Source organism: Humibacter ginsengiterrae (assembly GCF_054780115.1).
In genome coordinates this window covers 67,932-88,703 of sequence record NZ_BAAGWY010000010.1, presented here as the reverse complement: position 1 = coordinate 88,703, position 20,772 = coordinate 67,932, and the positions used below count along the sequence as shown (strand labels likewise).

Genomic DNA, 20,772 nt, shown 5'->3' with positions numbered 1-20,772 from the left:
GGTTCACGCGCCGCCGTGGCCGAGTGGGCTGGAGGGATGTCCGCATGGCGCAAGCTCCTGTCACTGGCACCCCTGGCCCTCGTCGCTGCAGCTGTCATGCAGCGGATGAGCCGAAATCGGAATAGACCGCAGTCGGCGGAAGTTGATACAAGTGCGCTCAACTTTTCGGAACTCAGCTTGACACGGCATCCAGCTCTGACATAAGTTGAGCCTGCGAGACTCAACTCTCGTGTATCGGTTCGTCATGGTCGGCTCGGCAACGCCGAACGACAGGACGGTACCGGCGCGAACGAGGATCGCTCCACTGGCTTCGGTCGCGAGCGCAGAAGGCGCTTAGACCACAAGGGTGCACGTCGTGTGCGCCCGAGGAAGGGAAACACAACACATGTCACGTGCAGTAGGTATCGACCTCGGAACGACGAACTCCGTCGTCTCCGTGCTCGAGGGCGGCGAGCCCGTCGTCATCGCCAACGCGGAGGGATTCCGCACCACCCCGTCCGTGGTGGCATTCACGAAGGACGGCGAGGTGCTGGTCGGCGAGACCGCAAAGCGCCAGGCGGTCACGAACGTCGACCGCACGATCACGTCGGTCAAGCGCCACATGGGCACCGACTGGAAGAAGGAGATCGACGGCAAGAACTACACGCCGCAGGAGATCTCCGCGCGCATTCTGCAGAAGCTGAAGCGCGACGCCGAGCAGTACCTCGGCGACTCGGTGTCGGATGCCGTCATCACCGTTCCTGCGTACTTCAACGACGCGGAGCGCCAGGCCACGAAGGAGGCCGGTGAGATCGCGGGCCTCAACGTGCTGCGCATTATCAACGAGCCGACCGCTGCCGCGCTGGCGTACGGCCTCGACAAGGGCAAGGAAGACGAGCTCATCCTGGTCTTCGACCTCGGTGGCGGAACGTTCGACGTGTCGCTGCTCGAGGTGGGCAAGGACGACGACTTCTCCACGATCCAGGTTCGTTCCACGGCGGGTGACAACCGCCTCGGTGGTGACGACTGGGACCAGCGCGTCGTCGACTGGCTGATCAAGAAGTTCAAGGACACCACCGGCGTGGATGTCTCGGGCGACAAGATCGCGCTGCAGCGCCTCAAGGAGGCCGCGGAGCAGGCGAAGAAGGAGCTCTCCAGCTCGATGTCGACGAGCATCCAGCTCCCCTACCTGTCGCTGACCGAGAACGGACCGGCGAACCTCGACGAGACCCTCACCCGGGCTCAGTTCGAGCAGATGACCTCCGACCTTCTGGACCGCACCAAGAAGCCGTTCCAGGATGTCATCAAGGAGGCCGGCATCAAGGTCTCCGACATCGCGCACGTCGTGCTGGTAGGCGGATCGACCCGCATGCCCGCCGTGTCGGATCTCGTGAAGCAGGAGACCGGCGGCAAGGAGCCCAACAAGGGCGTCAACCCCGATGAGGTCGTCGCCGTCGGTGCCGCACTGCAGGCCGGCGTGCTGAAGGGCGAGCGCAAGGACGTTCTGCTCATCGACGTCACCCCGCTGAGCCTCGGCATCGAGACCAAGGGCGGCATCATGACGAAGCTGATCGAGCGCAACACGGCCATTCCGACCAAGCGCAGCGAGACGTTCACGACCGCCGACGACAACCAGCCGTCGGTCGCGATCCAGGTGTTCCAGGGTGAGCGCGAGTTCACCCGCGACAACAAGCCGCTGGGCACGTTCGAGCTGACCGGCATCGCGCCGGCGCCGCGGGGCATCCCGCAGGTCGAGGTCACCTTCGACATCGACGCGAACGGAATCGTGCACGTGTCCGCGAAGGACAAGGGCACCGGCAAGGAGCAGTCGATGACGATCACCGGTGGCTCCTCGCTGCCGAAGGACGACATCGAGCGCATGGTGCGCGAGGCCGAGGAGCACGCCGCAGAAGACAAGAAGCGTCGCGAGTCCGCCGAGGTGCGCAACAGCGCCGAGCAGATGGTCTACTCCATCGAGAAGCTCATCAAGGACAACGACGACAAGCTGCCGGCGGACGTGAAGACCGACGTGCAGGGCGACGTGGATGCCCTCAAGTCCGCTCTCGCAGGTGACGACGACGACGCGGTGAAGGCCGCGCACGACAAGCTCATCGCGAGCCAGCAGAAGCTGGGCGAGGCGATCTACCAGTCCGCTCAGGCGCAGGGCGAGCAGGGCGACCCGAACGTGGCCGACCCGGGCAACGGCGAGGTGCCGAACCCCGAGGAGGACGTGGTCGACGCCGAGGTCGTGGACGACGAGGACGAGAAGAAGTAGTCATGGCGAATAACGACGAATCATCGCGCGCTGGAGCTGGGGGCGATCGCGAGAGCGATCGCGCGACGCCAGCGCCGAGCGAGCCTGCGAGCGAGGGCCCGCACGAGGAGCCGGTCGTCCGCGACAAGCGACGCATCGACCCCGAGACGGGCGAGGTTCGTCGGCCGGACGGCGACGCGGCGGAGTCGAAGGACTCCGCCGCGCGGCCCGGATCTGGTGACTCCGATCCCGATCTCGAGCACGAGCAGGTGGTCGACACCGGCGAGGGCTATGAGGGTCCGGATGTCGAGACATCCCTCTCCGACGCGGATCTCGACTTCTTGTCGGGCCAGTCCAGCGCCGAGCAACTGGCCGCCGAACGGCTCGCCGACCTGCAGCGGGTGACAGCCGAGTACGCGAACTACCGCAAGCGCACCGAGGCCAACCGAGAGGTCGAGCGGGAACGAGCCGTCGCTGACGCGGCGAAGGCGATCCTGCCCGTGCTCGACGACATCGACCGTGCCGAGAAGCACGGCGATCTCGAGGGCGAGACGGCATTCGCGACGATCGCGGGCAAGCTGCGCGCTGCGGCTTCCGAGAAGCTAGGGCTGCAGCCGTTCGGTGCCGCGGGCGAGGCGTTCGACCACAACGTGCACGAGGCGATCTTCCAGCAGCCGTCGCCCGACGTGACGGAGCCGACCGTCCTCGACGTCGTCGAGGTGGGTTACACGCTCGGCTCTACGCTGGTGCGGGCGGCCAAGGTGGTCGTCGCGGTCCCGCAGTAGCGTCCGCATTCCATTCAGGTCGCAGTTTTCGTCGCTTTCGAGCCCACATGATGACGAAAACTGCGACCTGAAACGATGACACGCCGCCGTTCACAACCGAACACGCAAGAACAGAACACACAGAAAGGAGGTGCCGGGTGGCCAGTCAGGACTGGTTCGACAAGGACTTCTACAAGGTGCTCGGCGTCTCCAAAGACGTTTCGCAGTCCGAGTTGAAGAAGACCTACCGCAAGCTCGCGCGCCAGTACCACCCGGACTCCAACCCGGGCGACGCCAAGGCCGAGGCGAAGTTCAAGGAGATCAGCGAGGCGTACTCCGTGCTCTCCGACGACGAACAGCGCAAGGAGTACGACCAGATCCGCGCCATGGGCTCCGGTGCCAGGTTCACCGCTCCGGGAGGCGGCGCGGGCGCCGGTGGATTCGAGGATGTCTTCGGCGGCATGTTCGGCCAGGGCGGCCGTGGGCAGTCCTACACATTCCAGCAGGGCGGCGCCGGTTACGACGACCTGCTCGGCGGCCTCTTCGGCAACGGGCGCTTCGGCCAGTCGACGGGCGGATTCCGGGGCTACGGCGGCCCAACCCGTGGACAGGATGTCTCGGCATCCACCACCATCGACTTCCAGACCGCTGTCACCGGCGAGACCGTGCACCTGACCGTGGACGGCGAGACCGTGAAGGTGCGCATTCCGGCAGGGGTGAGCGACAAGCAGCGCATCCGTGTGCCAGGTAAGGGACGTCCTTCCCCGGATGGCGGCGAACGCGGCGATCTCTACCTCACCGTCACGGTGCGCAGGCATCCGGTGTTCGAACGCGAGGGTCTGAACCTGCGCGTCATGGTGCCGGTGACGTTCGCGGAGGCGACGCTCGGCGCCACGATCGAGGTTCCGACGCTCGACGGTGGAACGGTACGGCTCAAGGTGGCGCCCGGAACGCCGAGCGGCAGGGTGCTGCGCGTGAAGGGCAGAGGCGTCGTCTCCAAAAAGGCGGCGGGCGACCTGCTCGCAGAGGTGCAGGTGGTCGTGCCATCGCACCTGAGCAAGCAGGGTGAGGATGCGCTCAAAGCGTTCGACGCCACGCTGCCCGACGAGAATCCCCGCGAGGAGCTGCTCGCGAAGGCGCGCGCAGCGGCGCGGTGACCTCGAGCCGACACCGCCGGTCGAGCGCGTCGAAACCAGCGAATGCGGAAGACTTCTGAAGAGAGCGGAGGTGAGCGGTGATGGTCGAGTTGGATGAGACGACGCCCGTCTTCGCGATCACCGCGGCCGCCGAGCTGGCCGGCATGCATCCGCAGACGCTGAGGCAATACGACCGGCTCGGACTGGTGAGCCCGCGCCGCACGGCCGGGCGGTCGCGTCGCTACTCGATGCGCGATGTGGTGCAGCTACGGGAGGTTGCACGACTCGGTTCGGAGGGCGTCAGCCTGGAGGGCATTCGGCGCATCCTCGAGCTCGAGAACCAGGTGAACCGGCTCGGCGCACGCGTGCGCGAGCTGGAGACCGCGCTCGCCGACGAGATGCTGAACCGGCCAGGTCGCCGGGTGTTCGCCGCCGGCTCCGAGGGCGAGGTCGTCTCGCTGCGCGCCGGAACCCGGGTGCGGCGCAGCAACCAGGTGGTCGTCTGGCGGCCGCTCGACCGGTGATGACAGCGTGCAGTGCGTGCAAAAGCTTCGAGTCGTAGCGTCGATGTCATGACACGGACGCCCGTCGCTGCCGTGGCGCTGGGCGTGAGCGCCGCAGCAGTCGTGCTCGGCGTCGCCGCACTCGCGGTCGCTACGACTCTTTCGGCGAATTTGCACAGTCATCCGATCGTCGCTGACCAGCCGGCCGATGCCACCACCGTCGTCGCCATCGGCGACTCGATCATGGACGGGAACGGGCTGGATCCCGATCAGGCCTGGCCGAAGGTGATCGCCGGCTACAACGGCTGGCACCTGGTCAACCTCGCGACCAACGGGGCGGGCTTCGTCGCCAAGGGCAACAACGGCTCGATCTTCGCCGACCAGGTGAAGGAGGCCGTTCAGTTCGACCCGTCGATGGTGATCATCTCGGGCAGCAGCAACGACCTGGGCGTACCCGAGTCTGACGTGCAGGCGTCGATGATCAGCGCCATGAACATGCTGCGGCACGATCTTCCGCACACCCGCATCGTCGCCGTGAGCCCGGTGTGGAACGAGAACGAGCATCCGAAGCAGCTCGACGAGATCAACGACGACATGGAGGCCGCCGTCAAGCACGTCGGAGGCACCTACCTCGACATCGGAACGCCGCTGCTCGGAAAGCCGGGCTACATGCAGTCCGATGACGTGCACCCGACCTCCGACGGCCAGCTCGTCATCGCCGCCGCCGTCGAGGCGCGGATGCGTGCAACCCACCTCGTGTAGCGAGATTTCGCACGATGCACCGAAAACCGAAGGGTCCGACGGAAGCGGTGTCGCTGCCTTTGCGGTTCAGGCGTCGTTTTCCGGTGGAACGTGCGGCGCGTCACAGGTCATGGCGTGGAGGCCACGCTGGCCTGGCACCTCATAGGAACCTCATCGCCAGCTCTGGTCGGCGGCAACAGCTGGGTTCGTAACCTGATCGTTATGAAGTTCAAGCGGCCGATCGCGCCGGCGCTGGCCATGGCGTCCGTGGCGTTGGCCGTCGCCGGATACCTCACGGTCGGGGCCCCGGCCGCTGCGGCGACGGCGGGACGTTCAACGGCCGTCGCGATCGGGGACTCCATCATGGACGGCCACAATCTGCGGCCCGATCAGGCGTGGCCGGTGATCATCGCGCACGACGACGACTGGTCGCTCACGAACCTGTCGGCCGACGGAGACGGTTTCGTCACGGTCGGCGACGACGGGACGACCTTCTTGCAGCAGGTGCGCGAGGCGATCACGTCGCATCCGTCGATCGTGATCGTTTCGGCGAGCAGCAACGACCTGGGCGTCCCAGAACCTGAGGTGAGGTCCGCCATGGTCGAGGCCGTCGACGAGTTGCACGCGGCGCTGCCGAAGGCCGAGATCATCGGCTTCAGCGCGATCTGGAATCAGAACGACCCGCCGCCGCAGCTCGACCAGATGGGAACGGACCTGAAGGCCGCGGTGTCAGCCGTCGGCGGAACCTACCTCGATATCGGCAACCCCCTGAAAGACAGGCCCGACCTCATGCAGGGCGGCGACGTGCATCCCACCGCCGCCGGCCAGCTCGTGATCGCCGCCGCCGTGCAGTCCGCGCTGTCGAAGGCCGGGTTGGTCTAGCCGACGGCTGCTCAGCGCTTCAGCACGATCTGCTTCGCGTGGCTGTGGCCGTCCAGGGCGAACCGCAGAGTCAAGGGCGATGCGCTGACCACGGAGGCACCGGCATCCGCCTGGCTCACGCTGAAGCTTCCCGAGTCGGGCAGCACCAGCGTCGCGGTCGACTGCGTGCGGCTCGGATCGGCCAGCGCCACCGTGATGGTGTCTCCGTCGCGGTGCACACCTACCGAGCACGGTCCGCTCACCTGCATGCCCTGTACCGGAGATGCCGGCACCCCGTAGAAGTTCGCCAGGGTGACGCCCGAACCGCCGTGCGCGATCGCCTGCGCTGTGCCGTTGTTGGCCAGCACCTTCACCGGCTTCTGCGCCTCGGTGGCGAACGTCGTGCTGTGCGCGGCGCCCGGCAGCAGGTAGTACGCGTACCCGCCCGAAGCCGGGTCGACGCCGTGCGGATGCGTGAACGTCACGTAGTCGCGCTGCTTCACGTCGGTCGTTCCGCCGGTGTCCGATCCCGAGTTGATCCCGTTCCACGTGCCCTGCCGGTTCACCACCTGCACCTGAGGTGTACCGGAGACGCCCTCGGAGTCGAGGAGCACGATGCCTGCGTAGCCCTCGATGTGCAGGCTGCGCTTCACCGGAAGAGGCGACTGGCCGGGCCGCATCCGCTTGTTCGCGTGGTCGATGCGCAGGTTCGGCGCCTGCCCGGCCGCGAACGACCGGTTCTCGATGGCGGTGAAGACGCCGTGGCCGCCGGAGCCGGCGATGGCGGCGCCCAGGCACACGATGCCGTCGTCGAGGAAGAACCACGACTTCTTGCCCGACAGGGTCTTGTCGAAGTTCAGGTGATCCATGCCCTGAATGCCCCACCGCGACTCGAGCGCCAGCCCGCCGGCGAACGCCTGGAACGCGCGAGGGATGCCGGTGCCCGCGCCGCCGGCGCCCGACGCCCGCACCTCGTCGTTGACGGTGGTGCCGGGCAGCCGGTACGGGTCGACCGTCGGCCAGAAGTCCGCGCTGTACTGCGACGGATCCACGCCGGGCAGGTAGACGAACAGCATGCCGTCGCCCTGGTACCAGCCGAGGTTGTTCTCGTCGTTGCCCCACTCGTACCGTCCGATGCGCTTGGACGAGACGTTCACCACCGATGACCACGACGCGCGGTGATGCACCAGCCGGTCCTGGTCGCCGAACGCCTGCGTGACGACCGGAGCGGGCGCGGGCTGCACCGAGGCATCCGTTGCGACCCCCGAGGCCAGCAGCGCCTGGGCGATCGTGAGCTTCGGCACGGCGACGAGGTTCACGTCGGTGCACTGCTCGAGCCAGCCCTTCGCCAGCGAGAGGAACGCGGACTGGTACGGCTGCGGCGCCCCGGACGCCAGCAGCAGTGTGCTCGCGACGAGCGTCGCGCCGTCGACGTAGTCCGGCTCGTTCTGTCGGGATACCGCCCGGCCGCGCACGGTGTCCATGATGCGGCCGCCGACGACGAACGGCTGGAACGACTTCTGGATCGAGTCGAGAAACACGCTCTGGTTCGGGTCGGTCACCGCCCACGTGCTGCCGCCGAGCAGGGCGAGGATGGCTGCGACGCCGGAGAGCGTGACCGTGCCGTAGGTGCCGACGTACGGCAGGTAGGTGTGCTGGATGAACGACCCGTCCCGGTAGAACCCGTCCCCCGAGGTGACGTAGGTGAAGAGACTGTTCCTGCCGCCGCCCGCCACGTCGCTGAGGGCATCCCTCGCTACGGCGATCTCGTCGGGCCGGTCGTCGAGGATGCCGCGCAGGGCGGTGTTCAGAGCCTTGTCGCTGCGGTTGGCGCCGGTCTCGGCGAAGCTGGTGCCGCGGCCCCGGTAGTTGGGGTTCGGCGCGAAGTATCGCGCGGCGGCGAGCAGGTTGGTCCGCACGTCGGCGGGCACCTTGTCGTAGAGCAGCACGAGCGAGTCGCCGACCTGGCGCGGTCCGCCGATCTCCCAGAACCACCAGTTGCCCGCCGCGGCCTTGCCTGCCACGTACTGGTTGACGCTCATCCAGGTGAGCGCTGAGACGAGGTCGGTCGCGAGGTTGTCGTCGCCGTACTGGTCGGTGCCCTGCGTCGCCCAGGCTTCGGCGAGGCTCGTGATCCGGTCGAACGTGACGCCCATGTTGCCGGTCGCCGTGGCGGCGCTGATGCCCAGCATCGGCAGGTCGGGCCAGACGCCGGACGCTCCGGCGGTGAGCGTCATGGCCTGCCAGGAGGCAGCGGCGTCGGCCGAGATCTGCTTGAGGCTGTCCGCCAGAGCGGGCACGTTCGCCGCATTGCCGGATCCGACGAGCATCGTGGCGCGCCGCTGGATGAGGGCGGAGAGTGCGGTGCCGGCGGATGCCGCGTCCGCGTGCGCCGTGTCGGCCGACGCGCGTAGTGCGCCGGTTCCCGTGCCGATCGCGGTCGCGGCCAGCGCACCCGCGCCGGCGAGCATGAGAACGCTCCGGCGGGAGAGCGTGAGCCCGTTCTTCGCGGGCTCCGCGGCGGAATCGCTGTTGTGCATCTTCTCTCCTCCTTGAGATGGCTCCGAGAGCCGGTGGTTCTGACTGGCCGGATGTCCCGCCCGTGGTCTATCGAGCGCGCGGTGGCGCGACCGACTCACGCACGACGACGTGCGTGCCGACGATGATCTCGTTCGCGGCGTGCCGGCCGAAGGCATCCTCGTGCCGGATGGCGATGCGCACCGACTCACGGCCCATCTCCTCCAGCGGCACGTGCACGGTGGTGAGCTTGGGACGCAACTCGAACGACTGCGGGATGTCGTCGTATCCGACCAGGGAGACGTCGTCCGGGACACGGATGCCCGCCTCGGTCAATGCCTCCAGCGCGCCTGCGGCGACGAGGTCGTTCGCGGCGAACACGGCGGTGTACTCCAGGTCGGACTTCAAGATCTGCTGCATGTGCGTGTAGCCGAACTGGCGGCCGAACGCGCCCTCGTGCACGAGTTCGTCGGTCGGCTCGATGCCGCGCGCGAGCAACGCCCGACGGTAGCCCTGAAGACGCGACGTCGTCGTGGAGAGGCCGGGTGGGCCGCCCAGGTAGAGGATGCGCCGGTGCCCCTGTGCGATCAGGTGCTCGGTGAGCGCGAAAGCCCCGCCCTCGTTGTCGTAGCCCACCATCTTGGTCGGCACGGAGTCGCCGAGCGACGGACGACCGCACAGCACCAGCACGGAGCCGACGTCGGCCAGCGCACGCGCCCGGTCGGCCATCTTGCGGCGCAGTCCCTCGTCGTGCACGGCGCCGCCGACCACGATCACGGCGTCGGCGCGCTGCTCGCGCATGCGGTCGATGAGCTCGAGCTCCTGGTCGCGGCTGCTGCGCGCGGCGGCGACGAGGCAGAGCCGGTCGTTGAGTGCCGCCTCCTGCTCGACGCCGCGGACGATGTAGGAGAAGAACGGGTCGACGACGTCGTTGACGATGATGCCCACGGTGCGTGTCGCGGCGTTGGCGAGCGCCCTCGCGTGGGCGTTCGCGGTGTACCGCAGCTCCGCGACCGCCTGCAGCACCCTGTCGCGTGTGGCCTTCGCCACCGGGTAGTTGCCGTTCAGCACCCGGGAGACGGTGGCCGTCGACACCTCGGCGCGCTGCGCGACGTCGTCGATCGTGGGCATCCTGCCCGCCGGGCTTCTGCCCCGCGTCGCCTCTTCGGTGCTCATGCTTCTCCCCAGGTTGTCGTCGTCCCCAGCATGGCCCACCGCGTGAACACGATCTACGCGATCCTTGCCAGGTCGGCGTGCCGGATCTCGTGCTGCAACTGCGCACCGAACACCAGCCGTTCGATCTCGTCGACGGCGAGGTCGCCGAGCCGCACAACCTCATTGCCGAGCGCGCCGGCGATGTGCGGCGTGAGCGTGACGTTCGGCAGGTCGTACAGAGGCGAGTCCTCGGGAAGCGGTTCCGGCTCGGTGACGTCGAGGTAAGCATCCAGCCGGCCCGAAACCAACTCGGCGGTGAGTGCGGTCGTGTCTATCAGCTGACCGCGGGCGGTATTGATGACGACGGCGCCGTCATGCAGCAGGGCGAGCTGCCGCGGGCCGATCAGCCCACGGGTCTCGGGCGTCAGCGGGGCGTGCAGGCTCAGCACGTCGCTTCGCCGGCACAGGTCGTCGAGCGTGGTGAGCTCGATGCCCAGAGCGGATGCCTCCGCGTGCGGCAGATACGGATCGCTCACCAGGATGCGCACGTCGATGTTGCTCAGCAGGCGCACCACCTCGCGCCCCACCCGCGACGCCCCGACCAGGCCGATCGTGACGCCGCTGGCCCCGATCGGCGGCATGCCAGTGGCATCCCGTGCCGAGTGCGTCTCGCGCAGGCGCGCCGCGAACCGGCCGGCGCGCTTGAGCCCGAACACGATGGACGCGAAGGTGAACTCGGCGACGGGGATGGCATTCGCTGCGGCGCAGCTGGAGACACGGATGCCGCGCAGCAGCACGTCTTCGGACAGGAACGTCTTGACCGTCCCAGCCGAGTGCACGATGGCGCGCAGGTTGGGAGCGGCGTCGATGACCGAGCCGTCGACGCGCGGCGGGTTCCAGCCGGTGATCATGAGGTGCGCCTCAGCCAGCGCGCCACGTGCCTGCGGCGAGTCGAAGTCGACCATCGGGCGCGGCCCGATGAGTTCGACCGCGCGCTCCAGCCGCGCGAGGGCACGGGGGGAGAACACCTCGGCGAGCGACGCCTCGCTCATCGCAAGAATCGCCGGCATTCGGGCGCCCTCGTCCATCTTCGGTTCGTCCTCTCCGAGCCACATAGTAATCGCTTACTGTAGTCCATCTACCTATCGCATCCGCAAGTGTCGCTGCCAGAACTCCCGCCAGGGCACGGAACACGCATGACGGTGACAAATTCGCCGACTGCGTTGACAGCACGAAACGGGTCGGGTACCTTCATCGAAAAGAAACCGCTTACTATCCGGGCCTCGAGCGTTGGTCCCGTCGCGTCGCGTCGTCACCTGATGGCCGCGTCGACAGGGAGCAAGCCATTGGCATCCGGTCGGCGGCACAGCGAACCAACGACGCTTCCACGCGGAGCTCTCGGATAGGGAACCCGAATGAGCAGCTACAGCCAGTCCGTTGCGGACGACGGCACGCGGTCCGAGACCACGCGCCCGGCCGTCGAGGACCGCGCTTCGCGCCGCACTCGCGAACATGCTGCGCGCCCCACGGTGCGCAAGAAGACCCTGTGGCAACGCATCAAGCGCGACAAGGTGATGCTGCTGCTGATCGCGCCGGGCTTCGTGTACTTCGTGCTGTTCCACTACCTGCCGCTGCCCGGCAACATCATCGCGTTCGAGAACTACCAGCCGTACCTCGGGTTCATCAACAGCTCGTGGGCGGGGCTCGACAACTTCGTCTCGATCTTCGCGGATGCCACGTTCTGGCAGGCACTGCGCAACACGCTGGTGATCACGTCGTTGCAGCTCGTGCTGTTCTTCCCGGTGCCGATCATGCTGGCCCTGCTGCTGAACAGCATCGTGTCGGGCAAGGTACGCAAGTTCGTGCAGAGCGTCGTCTACCTGCCGCACTTCCTGGGCTGGGTGATCATCGTCTCGATCTTCAGCCAGGTGCTCGGGGCATCCGGGGTGGTGCCCAACCTGCTGCACATGCTCGGGCTTCCGCAGTGGGATGCCATGACCACGCCGTGGTTCTTCCCCATCCTCGTCACCATTCAGGAGATCTGGAAAGACACCGGCTGGGGCACCATCATCTTCCTCGCCGCGCTGATGAACATCGATCAGGAGCTCTACGAGGCGGCAGCCGTCGACGGCGCGGGGCCATGGTCGCGGCTGTGGAAGATCACCATTCCCGGCATCATGCCCGTGATCATCCTCCTGTTCATCCTCAACCTCGGCAGCATCCTCTCGGTCGGATTCGAGCAGATCGTGCTCCAGCGCAACAACGTCGGGCCGGGTGCAGGCGAGGTGCTCGACACGTGGGTCTACTTCCATGGCATCCAAGACGGCCAATGGGGCCCTGCCGCCGCGGTCGGTCTGGTGAAGGGCGTCGTCGGGCTCGCACTCGTGCTCGGTGCGAACAAGGTCGCCCACTGGTTCGGGCAGGAAGGGGTCTACTCCAGTGGCAAGTGAGACGCCGGCAGCACAGGCCGTACGAACCCCGCATGGGCCCCGCGCTCCGCGAAAGAGCAGCGTGGATGCCCGCCCCGCCTGGATGGAGAAGCCGTCTGCGGTCGGCCGGGTCGGCAAGGTGGTCGCGATCGTCGTGATCGCCGTGCTGACCATCTACCCGTTCCTCACGGTGATCTCCACCAGCCTGTCGGACAGCACCGACATCGCGAACGCGAACGGACTCGTGCTGTTTCCGCTCCATCCGACATTGGCGGCGTACCAGACGATCTTCGCCGGCGGTGTCGTCACTGCAGCGCTGCTGCGCAGCATCGTCATCACCGTGGTCGGCACGATCCTGTCCCTGGCGGCCACGGTTGGCATGGCCTATGGGCTCTCGCGTCGCGATCTGGTGTTCGGCAAGTTCATCCTGCTCGTTGCCCTGTTCACCATGCTGTTCAGTCCGGGCATCATCCCGAGCTTTCTCATGGTGAAGCAGCTTGGCCTGCTCGACAGCTACGCCTCGCTGATCCTGCCCGTGCTGATCTCGGCCTTCAACCTCGTGGTGGTGCGGTCGTTCTTCATGAACCTGCCCCAGGAGCTCTTCGAGGCGGCCCGGATCGACGGCGCAGGCGACTTCCGCATCCTCAGCACGATCGTGCTGCCACTGTCCAAGGGCGTTCTCGCCGTCGTCGGACTGTTCTACGCGGTCGCGTACTGGAACGCGTTCTTCAACGCGATGCTCTACCTCGACAGCGACAAATGGCCGCTGGCGATGATCTTGCGCCAGTACGTGCTGCTCGGGTCTCCGCTCAATACCGCGACCGCCGGTGAGATCTCGGCTCCGTCGCAGGCCATCCAGATGGCCGTCGTCGTGATCAGCCTCGTGCCGATCCTGCTCGTCTACCCGTTCCTGCAGAAGTACTTCACCAAGGGCGTCCTCACCGGCGCTGTCAAGGGCTGACCCACGTCATCCCTGCATCACCCCTCCATTCCCATCTCACCGAAGAAAGGAGCCTCCGATGGTCGCCACGACGACTCGGCGTGCTTTCCTCTCCTACACGGCGCTCGGCGCGCTCGCGGTCGTCACCGCGGGCTCGCTCTCCGGCTGCGGCGCGCAGAGCACGCTCAAGGCCGGAAGCGTCTCGAACGCCACGCTGCCGAACTACACGGCGGTCAAGGGCGTCACGCCCGACCTGGCGCCGACCGCGCAGGGTGTTCCGCCCGCGTTCTTCAACTATCCGAAGAACCCGTACCGCTCAGTGAAGAGCCCGTTCATGAAGGGTCAGACCGTCACGGGCATCACGAACATCTTCGGGCCGCCGCCCACCGGCCGCTCCAGCAACCCAGCCTGGCAGGAGATCGAGAAGCGCCTGGGCGGCACCGTCGACATCACCGCGGTCTCCAGCGGCGACTTCGACACCAAGCTCAACACGGTCGTGGCGGGAGGCAACCTCCCGGATCTCATGCTCAACGACGGAGCGGCGATCCCCGACATCATCGGGTTCCTGGAGTCCTCCTGCGAAGACCTCACTCCATATCTCGCAGGCGACAAGGTCAGTGCATACCCGAACCTGGCGAACATTCCGCAGGTGTTCTGGAAGCAGACCGTGCAGAACGGCAAGCTCTACGGCCTGCCCATTCCGCGCAGCATGACCGGCGGCTCGGGCTTCATCAACCAGACCTACTTCGCCAAGGCCGGGGTCTCCGACACCAGCACCATCAAGAGCTCGGATGACTACCTCGCGCTGGCGAAACAGCTCTCGGGCGCCAACCAGTGGGCGTTCGGCAGCACGAACTTCGGACTGCCGCCGTTCCTGCACATCTTCCACGTGCCCTACAACTGGACCGAGCAGAACGGCAAGCTCGTCAAGGACTACGAGACGCCGCAGTGGCTGGAGGCGATCAGCTTCGTGCAGAAGATGCACGCCGCCGGCGCGGTCGCCCCCGGCAGCGAGGGCTGGACGAAGCAGCAGATGCAGGATGCCTTCATCTCCGGCAAGGTCGCCCAGATCTACGACGGCCTCCCCGCGTACGGCAAGGTCGGCGGCTATCAGCAGACGCTTCCCGCGGCCAACCCCGCGAACAAGGCGACGCCGTTCCTGCCGTTCAGCGCGCACGGCGGCAAGGCCATGGTGTGGCTGGACAACATCGACTTCGCCTGGACCATGGTGAAGAAGGGCAGCCCCAGCCACATCAAGCTCGTTCTGCAGGTGGCGAACTTTCTCGCTGCGCCGTTCGGCAGCCAGGAATACCTGCTGATGAACTACGGCGTCGAGGGCACGGATTACACGCTCGACGGCAAGGGCAACCCCACGGCCACCGCCCAGGCGGCGCTCGACACGGCCGTTCCGTGGAGGTACCTCGCCGCCGGTCCGAATGCGCTCTACTCGCCTCAGTTCCCCGACGCGATCAAGGTTCTGCACGAGACGTACGCGAAGCTGATCCCGCTGGGGGTGGCGGACCCGACTCAGGGTCTGTTCAGCCCGACGCAGGCGCAGAAGGGCCTGACGCTCGGGCAGACGATGACCGACGCCGTCAATAACTACGTCGCCGGACGCAGCTCGCTCGCCGACCTGAAGAACGCGATCGCCACCTGGAAGTCCAGCGGCGGCGATCAGATCCGGTCGGAGTACCAGAAGGTTCTGTCGAAGTCGAAGAAGAAGTCCTGAACGTGCCTGCGCTCTCACCCGTCTTCCTGCCGCAGGATGACCGCGATCTGTCGCCGTTCACCGGCTGGGGTCGCGAGCACTGGCAGGCCACGGCCGACCACTGGCTCGGGCAGGTGCGCCGCCACTCCAGCGCGGAGGGCGCCATGACGCGCCTGCCTGGCCCGGTGACCGGGGACGGCGTGCGCCGCGAGTGCATGGAGACGGTGGGCAGGTCGTTCCTGCTCGCCGCTCCACGCATCGCCGGTGCCGCGGCCGAGGACACCGTCGCCGATGAGAACCTCGAGTGGTACACGCGGGCGCTGCTGGCCGGAACGCGGCCGGGTGGTGCAGAGGAGTGGCCGCGCGGTGTCACCTGTCGCACGCCGCTAGCCGGCGTGACGAACTCGATCGTGGAGGCGGCGAACATCGCGTTCGGCCTGCACCTCACGCGAGACCGACTGTGGAACAACCTGACCAGGCCGGAGCAACGACAGCTCGCCGACTGGCTGCTGCACCACGCGCGAGTGGAGGTCTGGCAGAACAACTGGCAGCTGTTCCCGGCGATGGCGGAGGGATTCCTGCACTCCGTCGGCGAGGACGTCAGCGGCACCACGGGTCGCCGGAACGTCGCGCGCGTGGAGTCGTGGTACCTCGGCGACGGCTGGTACACCGACGGCCCCGAGCACTCCATCGACTACTACAACGCGTGGGCGATCCACCCCTACCTATGGGCGTGGTACCGCATGACCGACGCCGTGCAGACGGTGGAGGGACAACGCCACCTTGAGCGACTGGCCGAGTTCACGGCGTCGTACTCGCGTTTCTTCGCGCGGGACGGATCCGTGCTGCACGTCGGCAGATCGCTCACGTACCGCACCGCCGTGCTCGCGGCGCTGTGGTGCGCGGAGCTCAGCGGCGTGAACCCGTTGACGCCGGGGGCGACGCGACGGCTGGCATCCGGTGTGCTGTCTCGCTTCACGTCGAAGGGCGTCGGCGTCGAAGGCCCGTTGAGCCTCGGCTGGTACGAATCGTTCGAGCCGATGTGCCAGGCGTACAGCGGGTTCGGTTCGCCCTATCTCGCCGGGATCGGATTCCTCGGGCTGGCGTTGCCGGCCGAGGCTCCGGCGTGGACCGCCGTCGAAGAGGAGCAGCCGACCGACGGCGCCGCGTTCAAGGCGGGCATGCCCGCGACCGGATGGCTGCTCTCGGCTCAGGACGACGGCATCGTGCGTCTCGTCAACCACGGCACCGATCACGTCTGGCTCGCGGTCGGCGACGACGTCGACGGCGACGACCCGCACTACGCGAAGTTCGCGTACTCCACGCACACGGCGCCCGGAACGGCGCAGGCGTGGGCCGACGACGTCGACTCGCACTTCGCGCTGCTCGACGACGATGGCAACGCGAGTCGGCGCGGCGCCCTTCGCGCCACCCGGGTCGATGGCGACATCGCAGGCTCCGTGCACCTGCCGCAGCTGAATCGGCGGCTGTTCGACGGATGCGCCGTCACCACAGTGTCGTTCCTCGACGGCCCGTACGAGGTGCGCGCGCACCTGGTGCAGTCGCCGCGGGACTACCGGGTGCGCGAGGGCGGGTTCGCCGTCGCGGGCTCAGCGGTCCCGACGACCTTGGTGCACGGGACCACCGCGCTGGCCCGCGGCGCCGACGACGTGACCGCCGCCGTCGTGGGTCTGTACGGCTGGAAAGAGGCGGCGGTCGTCGAACACCGCGACGCGAACGCGATGGGCGAGCACTCGGCCACACCGGTGCTGTACGGCCGCTGCGCCGAAGGGCTCAGCGTGTTCGTGACGCTGCACGTGCTGACGAAGGCGAGTGACGGGTATGCGAATCCCTGGGCATCCGCCGCCGAGGTCGCCGTCGACGGAAGCACGGTGCAGGTGCGATGGGCGAGCGGCCGCTCCGCCGAGTGCGACCTCGCGACGTTCGTGCCGTGGGACCACCACACGGGACCGAGGACCGCGAACCTGTGACCTCTTGCCCATCTCCCTCAGGTCGCACTTTTTGTCGTTCTCGCGTGCCGATGGCAACAAAAAGTGCGACTTGAACGGGATACCGCCAACTGACCATCCAGAGGAGATCCGCCGCAATGCAGCTGAAGTACGGCGCGCAGACCACCCAGCAGCGTGACGACCCCACCGTGAAGGCCTTCCGGTGCGACCGGTTCGGGCAGTTCATCCACTGGGGTCTCTACGCCCTGCCGGCTGGCGTCTGGCGGGGCGAGACGTATGACTTCGCGGCGGAGTTCCTGCCGAAGTCGGCGAACATCGCCGACGCGGACTGGCAGGCGCTCGCCGCCGACTTCACGATCGACCGTTTCGACGCCTCGCAGTGGGCTCGCACCGCCAAAGCGATGGGCGCGCGATACGTCACGGTGACCGCGAAGCACCACGACGGGTTCTGCCTGTGGCCGAGCGAGTTCAGCGACACCACGGTCGCCGTCACCCCGCACGGGCGCGACCTGCTCGGCGAGATCGTCGCCGCCTACGAGGCGGAAGGACTCGCCGTGCACCTCTACTACTCGGTGCTCGACTGGCACCACCCCGACTGGCGGTACCGCATCGAGTCGGCGGATGACGCAGCATCCTTCGCCCGCTACCTCACGTTCGCGCAGAACCAGCTGCGTGAGCTGGCCACCAGGTACCCGACCGTGCGGGGGTTCTGGTTCGACGGCACCTGGGACGAGTCGGTCAAGGCGAACGGATGGTGGACGCTCGAGGTCGAGCGCATGCTCAAGGAGCTCATCCCCGGCGTGCTCGTCAACAGCCGACTGCGTGCCGACGAACACGGCGCGCGCCACAGGGACTCCAACGGCGACCTGATGGGCGACTTCTTCAGCGGCTACGAGCGCCGGCTGCCCGACCCGTGGGACCGCTCGACGGCCGACCACGACTGGGAAGCGTGCATGACGATCCCTCAGAACTCCTGGGGCTATCACGCGAGCGCCGCCGTCGCCGCGACATGCAAGCAGCCGGTCGAGCTGATCGAGCAGCTGGCGCACGCCGTGAGCCTGAGCGGCAACCTGCTGCTCAACTTCGGCCCGATGGGCGACGGCGCGCTGCCGCGGTTCGAGATCGAGATCGCGGAGCGGATCGGCGCCTGGATGCGCGTGAACGGCGAGGCGATCCACGGCTGCGGCATGGCGCCGGGCTGGGACTACCCCGGCTGGGGCTACTACACGCAGAACGCCGAGACCGGTGCGACGTACGCGATCGTCACGAGGATGCCCGTCTCGGGTGCGATCAAGCCGCAGGCTCCGGCGGGCACGAACATCCGTTCCGTGCAGGCGCTCGGCTCGGCAGAACCGGTCGAGTTCGCCCGGCTCGATGAGCAGACCGTCTCGATTCCGGTGCCGCGCGATACCCCTGCACCCGTCGTCTTCGTGTTCGACGTGGAGCGTGAGAAGGCGGACGTGCCGACACAGGAGGTCAACCCCGACGTGGCATGAACGGCATGCGCCCGCGTCGTCTGAAGCCTGAAGCCTGAAGCCTGAAGCCCGAAGCCCGAAGCCCGAATGCAACTGATCGATACGAAGTTCGACGAAAGGAAAGCACCATGCTTCACAGATCCGGCCCGCGACGACGCGTGCCGGCACGCGTCCGCGTGCTCGCTCCACTCGCCATCGTCACCACCGCCGCGCTCGCCGCCGTGCCCGCGGCAGGCTACGCGGACCCCGCCGTCACACCGCCCCAGTACACGGCCGCTCAGACGGGAACCCTCGACGGCGGCCTGCTCTCGGACATCGCCGGCTCGGCGTTCGTCGACAAGGACGGCCGGTTCCACTGGACGAACGGCTACACCGGCTACGCCGACGACCCGACGCAGGGCTGGGCGAACACGTTCACGAACACCGACCTGGGCGCCGTCACCGCCGGCATGGGCACCACCACTCAGAAGACCGTGGCGGATGCCTTCTACACCACGCCCGGCAGCATCTGCTACCACCTCGACAAGGATGCGGCTCATCCCATTCCGTCGCCGCAGGAGGATGACCACTGCGACGTCATCGGAGTGTGGGTGGACCCGGCCGGCACCTGGCACGCGTTGCTGAACGACGAGTACCAGTTCGATCCGTGGCAGACGAAGGGGCCCGACGCGACCGTCGCGCAGAAGATCTCCACGGGGCACCACAACAACCGCATCCTGCTGGCGACGTCGAAGGATGGCGGCGCCTCCTGGCAGTACGGAGGGCCGGCCCTCACCTCGGGTTGGGACGATGACCAAGTCATCGACGCCAAGGCGTCGCCTGGTACGTCGTATCCGTTCGGGAACTCTGGATGCCGGCTCTTCGTCGATTACTCGTCCGGGTACTTCTACATCACCTACAACGTCAAGATCTACAAGAAGCCCGCGTCGTCGACACTGGCCAGCTGGACCGAGATGGCGCGCGCCCCGATCAGCGGCGGCATGGCATCCGGAACCTGGCAGAAGTGGCACAACGGCTCCTGGTCGCAGCCCGGCATCGGGGGAATCGACGGCAACGTCAACTCCGTCGGCGGGCTCAACGTGTCATACGACCCGGCGACCGACAAGATCGCGTGGACCGGCTCGGGAGCGAACGCGTCGGCGTCGTACGAGGCGGCCAAGGTGCAGAGCGACCACCTCATCGTCTTCTCGGATGCCTCGGGCAACACGTACACCGCCAACACGCTGGCGCACACCATCGCGAACAACGCGACCGATCGGTCCGCGCCCGACCGCACCGTGACCTACACCGACCCGGTGACCGGTCAGAACATGACGATCAAGGCGGTCGATGACGTCTGGGTGAACGGCGTCAAGACGGTGACCGGCGGCATCTACGTCACCCAGGCCGATCCAAGCACGGGCGTCTCGCAGACCGTCGACCTCATCACGAACAGCGCGTACTACGAGGACCCCGCCTCGAAGCACCTCTACCTGCCCTCTGCCAACAACGAGTCGGCGATCAGCTACAACGCCTACTCGGGCGAGTACCGCATCGCCGGCTATGACGGCAACGTGTACGAGACCGCCGACCTCGGCGACCCGAACTCGTGGAAGGTCGGCGGGCTCATGCCGGCCGGGTCGAACGGCGGATACCTGACGTCGCTCGACAACGGCAGCCTGACGAACCAGAACGTCACGGGCCGCTCCTTCCTCACCATCTCGGACCTCTCCGGCAAGGTCGTCGACATCGACCAGGCGGAGGCGGCCAATCAGACGGTCGTGAGCAAGGAGTACGTGCCGATCGACACCGACGGCAACGCCGTGAAATCAGACGGCTCCTACATCGTCCGCGTCGGCGGCAAGGCGGTGAACGCCAACGGCGGACCGTCGCTCGTCGGCGGTGACGGAGTGGCGACCAGCTCGTCGTCGTGGCAGCTCGTCCCGGTCGCGGACCCGAACTCGCCGAGCCAGAACAGCGGATTCTTCCGTCTCGTGAACCCGGCGACCGGCGAGGACCTGCAGATCGCGGGCGACGGGATCGTCGCTCAGCGTGCGATGGGCGCCGCCGCTACCGTCGGTGCACAGCAGCCGAATGGGCAGCCGATGACCTCGAGCAACCTCGGCTCCACGGGCGGAAGCGACCAGTGGTACCTGCAGCGCGTGGCCACGAATGGCACGTCGCTGGCCGGCTCTGCCACGTACCGGCTGGTGAACCGCAACACCGGGCTGGCGCTGGAGTTCCAGCAGGGCCGGTTCCGGCTCAGCCAGCAGGCCCCGGGTGACAGCGGGCAGTACGTGACGCTCGCGTCGCGCTGAGTCACCGGCGGATGCTCGCGCCGGGGATGCACAGGTCCAGTGC

15 protein-coding genes are annotated in these 20,772 nt (G+C 67.3%); 12 read left to right on the top strand and 3 right to left on the bottom strand.

Translation table 11 applies throughout. The annotated features are described in order from the left end of the window. The first annotated feature begins 385 nt into the window (after positions 1 to 385). The 6 genes from dnaK to ACYVII_RS12745 all read left to right on the top strand — a co-directional run bounded on the left by dnaK (position 386) and on the right by ACYVII_RS12745 (position 6,259). Positions 386 to 2,254: a molecular chaperone DnaK gene (dnaK, locus tag ACYVII_RS12770; RefSeq protein WP_460535598.1), complete on the top strand. Its 1,869-nt coding sequence runs from the start codon at positions 386 to 388 to the stop codon at positions 2,252 to 2,254. 2 nt (positions 2,255 to 2,256) lie between these two features. Next, a complete protein-coding gene (locus ACYVII_RS12765) occupies positions 2,257 to 3,018 on the top strand; it encodes a nucleotide exchange factor GrpE (protein WP_460535596.1) in 762 nt (253 codons plus the stop codon). A 137-nt stretch (positions 3,019 to 3,155) separates the two neighbouring features. Beyond that, positions 3,156 to 4,154: a molecular chaperone DnaJ gene (locus ACYVII_RS12760; protein ID WP_460535594.1), complete on the top strand. Its 999-nt coding sequence runs from the start codon at positions 3,156 to 3,158 to the stop codon at positions 4,152 to 4,154. A gap of 80 nt (positions 4,155 to 4,234) precedes the next feature. Continuing rightward, positions 4,235 to 4,657 carry a heat shock protein transcriptional repressor HspR gene (locus ACYVII_RS12755; protein ID WP_460535591.1) on the top strand — a complete coding sequence of 141 codons (423 nt, stop codon included), beginning with the start codon at positions 4,235 to 4,237 and terminating at the stop codon, positions 4,655 to 4,657. A 48-nt stretch (positions 4,658 to 4,705) separates the two neighbouring features. Beyond that, positions 4,706 to 5,398, top strand: coding sequence for an SGNH/GDSL hydrolase family protein (locus ACYVII_RS12750; protein WP_460535589.1), 693 nt, complete (start codon positions 4,706 to 4,708; stop codon positions 5,396 to 5,398). Positions 5,399 to 5,599: 201 nt separating this feature from the next. Further along, complete coding sequence (locus ACYVII_RS12745) at positions 5,600 to 6,259, top strand: SGNH/GDSL hydrolase family protein (RefSeq protein WP_460535587.1); 660 nt, start codon at positions 5,600 to 5,602, stop codon at positions 6,257 to 6,259. Between the two features lie 11 nt (positions 6,260 to 6,270). Here the strand turns inward: ACYVII_RS12745 and ACYVII_RS12740 are convergent, their stop codons facing one another. The 3 genes from ACYVII_RS12740 to ACYVII_RS12730 all read right to left on the bottom strand — a co-directional run bounded on the left by ACYVII_RS12740 (position 6,271) and on the right by ACYVII_RS12730 (position 10,980). After that, the gene (locus ACYVII_RS12740) at positions 6,271 to 8,778 is read right to left on the bottom strand and encodes a polysaccharide lyase 8 family protein (protein ID WP_460535585.1); all 2,508 of its coding nucleotides are present in this window, start codon (positions 8,776 to 8,778) and stop codon (positions 6,271 to 6,273) included. Between the two features lie 67 nt (positions 8,779 to 8,845). Beyond that, the gene (locus tag ACYVII_RS12735) at positions 8,846 to 9,931 is read right to left on the bottom strand and encodes a LacI family DNA-binding transcriptional regulator (protein WP_460535583.1); all 1,086 of its coding nucleotides are present in this window, start codon (positions 9,929 to 9,931) and stop codon (positions 8,846 to 8,848) included. Positions 9,932 to 9,984: 53 nt separating this feature from the next. Next, positions 9,985 to 10,980, bottom strand: coding sequence for a hydroxyacid dehydrogenase (locus tag ACYVII_RS12730; protein ID WP_460535581.1), 996 nt, complete (start codon positions 10,978 to 10,980; stop codon positions 9,985 to 9,987). Between the two features lie 345 nt (positions 10,981 to 11,325). On the opposite strand from ACYVII_RS12730, the gene ACYVII_RS12725 reads away from it, so the two are divergent. The 6 genes from ACYVII_RS12725 (at position 11,326) to ACYVII_RS12700 (ending at position 20,729) form a co-directional block, all read left to right on the top strand. Next, positions 11,326 to 12,360, top strand: a complete 1,035-nt coding sequence (locus tag ACYVII_RS12725) for an ABC transporter permease (protein WP_460535579.1) — start codon at positions 11,326 to 11,328, stop codon at positions 12,358 to 12,360. An 82-nt stretch (positions 12,361 to 12,442) separates the two neighbouring features. Beyond that, entirely contained in the window at positions 12,443 to 13,300 is an 858-nt protein-coding gene (locus ACYVII_RS12720; RefSeq protein WP_460535718.1) for a carbohydrate ABC transporter permease, read from the top strand. A gap of 58 nt (positions 13,301 to 13,358) precedes the next feature. Beyond that, complete coding sequence (locus ACYVII_RS12715; protein WP_460535576.1) at positions 13,359 to 15,008, top strand: type 2 periplasmic-binding domain-containing protein; 1,650 nt, start codon at positions 13,359 to 13,361, stop codon at positions 15,006 to 15,008. 2 nt (positions 15,009 to 15,010) lie between these two features. Further along, the gene (locus ACYVII_RS12710; protein ID WP_460535574.1) at positions 15,011 to 16,978 is read left to right on the top strand and encodes a DUF2264 domain-containing protein; all 1,968 of its coding nucleotides are present in this window, start codon (positions 15,011 to 15,013) and stop codon (positions 16,976 to 16,978) included. An 89-nt stretch (positions 16,979 to 17,067) separates the two neighbouring features. Then, positions 17,068 to 18,453 (top strand): alpha-L-fucosidase, encoded by a 1,386-nt coding sequence (locus tag ACYVII_RS12705; RefSeq protein ID WP_460535716.1) that lies wholly within the window; start codon positions 17,068 to 17,070, stop codon positions 18,451 to 18,453. A 107-nt stretch (positions 18,454 to 18,560) separates the two neighbouring features. After that, positions 18,561 to 20,729, top strand: a complete 2,169-nt coding sequence (locus tag ACYVII_RS12700; protein WP_460535572.1) for an RICIN domain-containing protein — start codon at positions 18,561 to 18,563, stop codon at positions 20,727 to 20,729. Positions 20,730 to 20,772 lie beyond the last annotated feature (43 nt).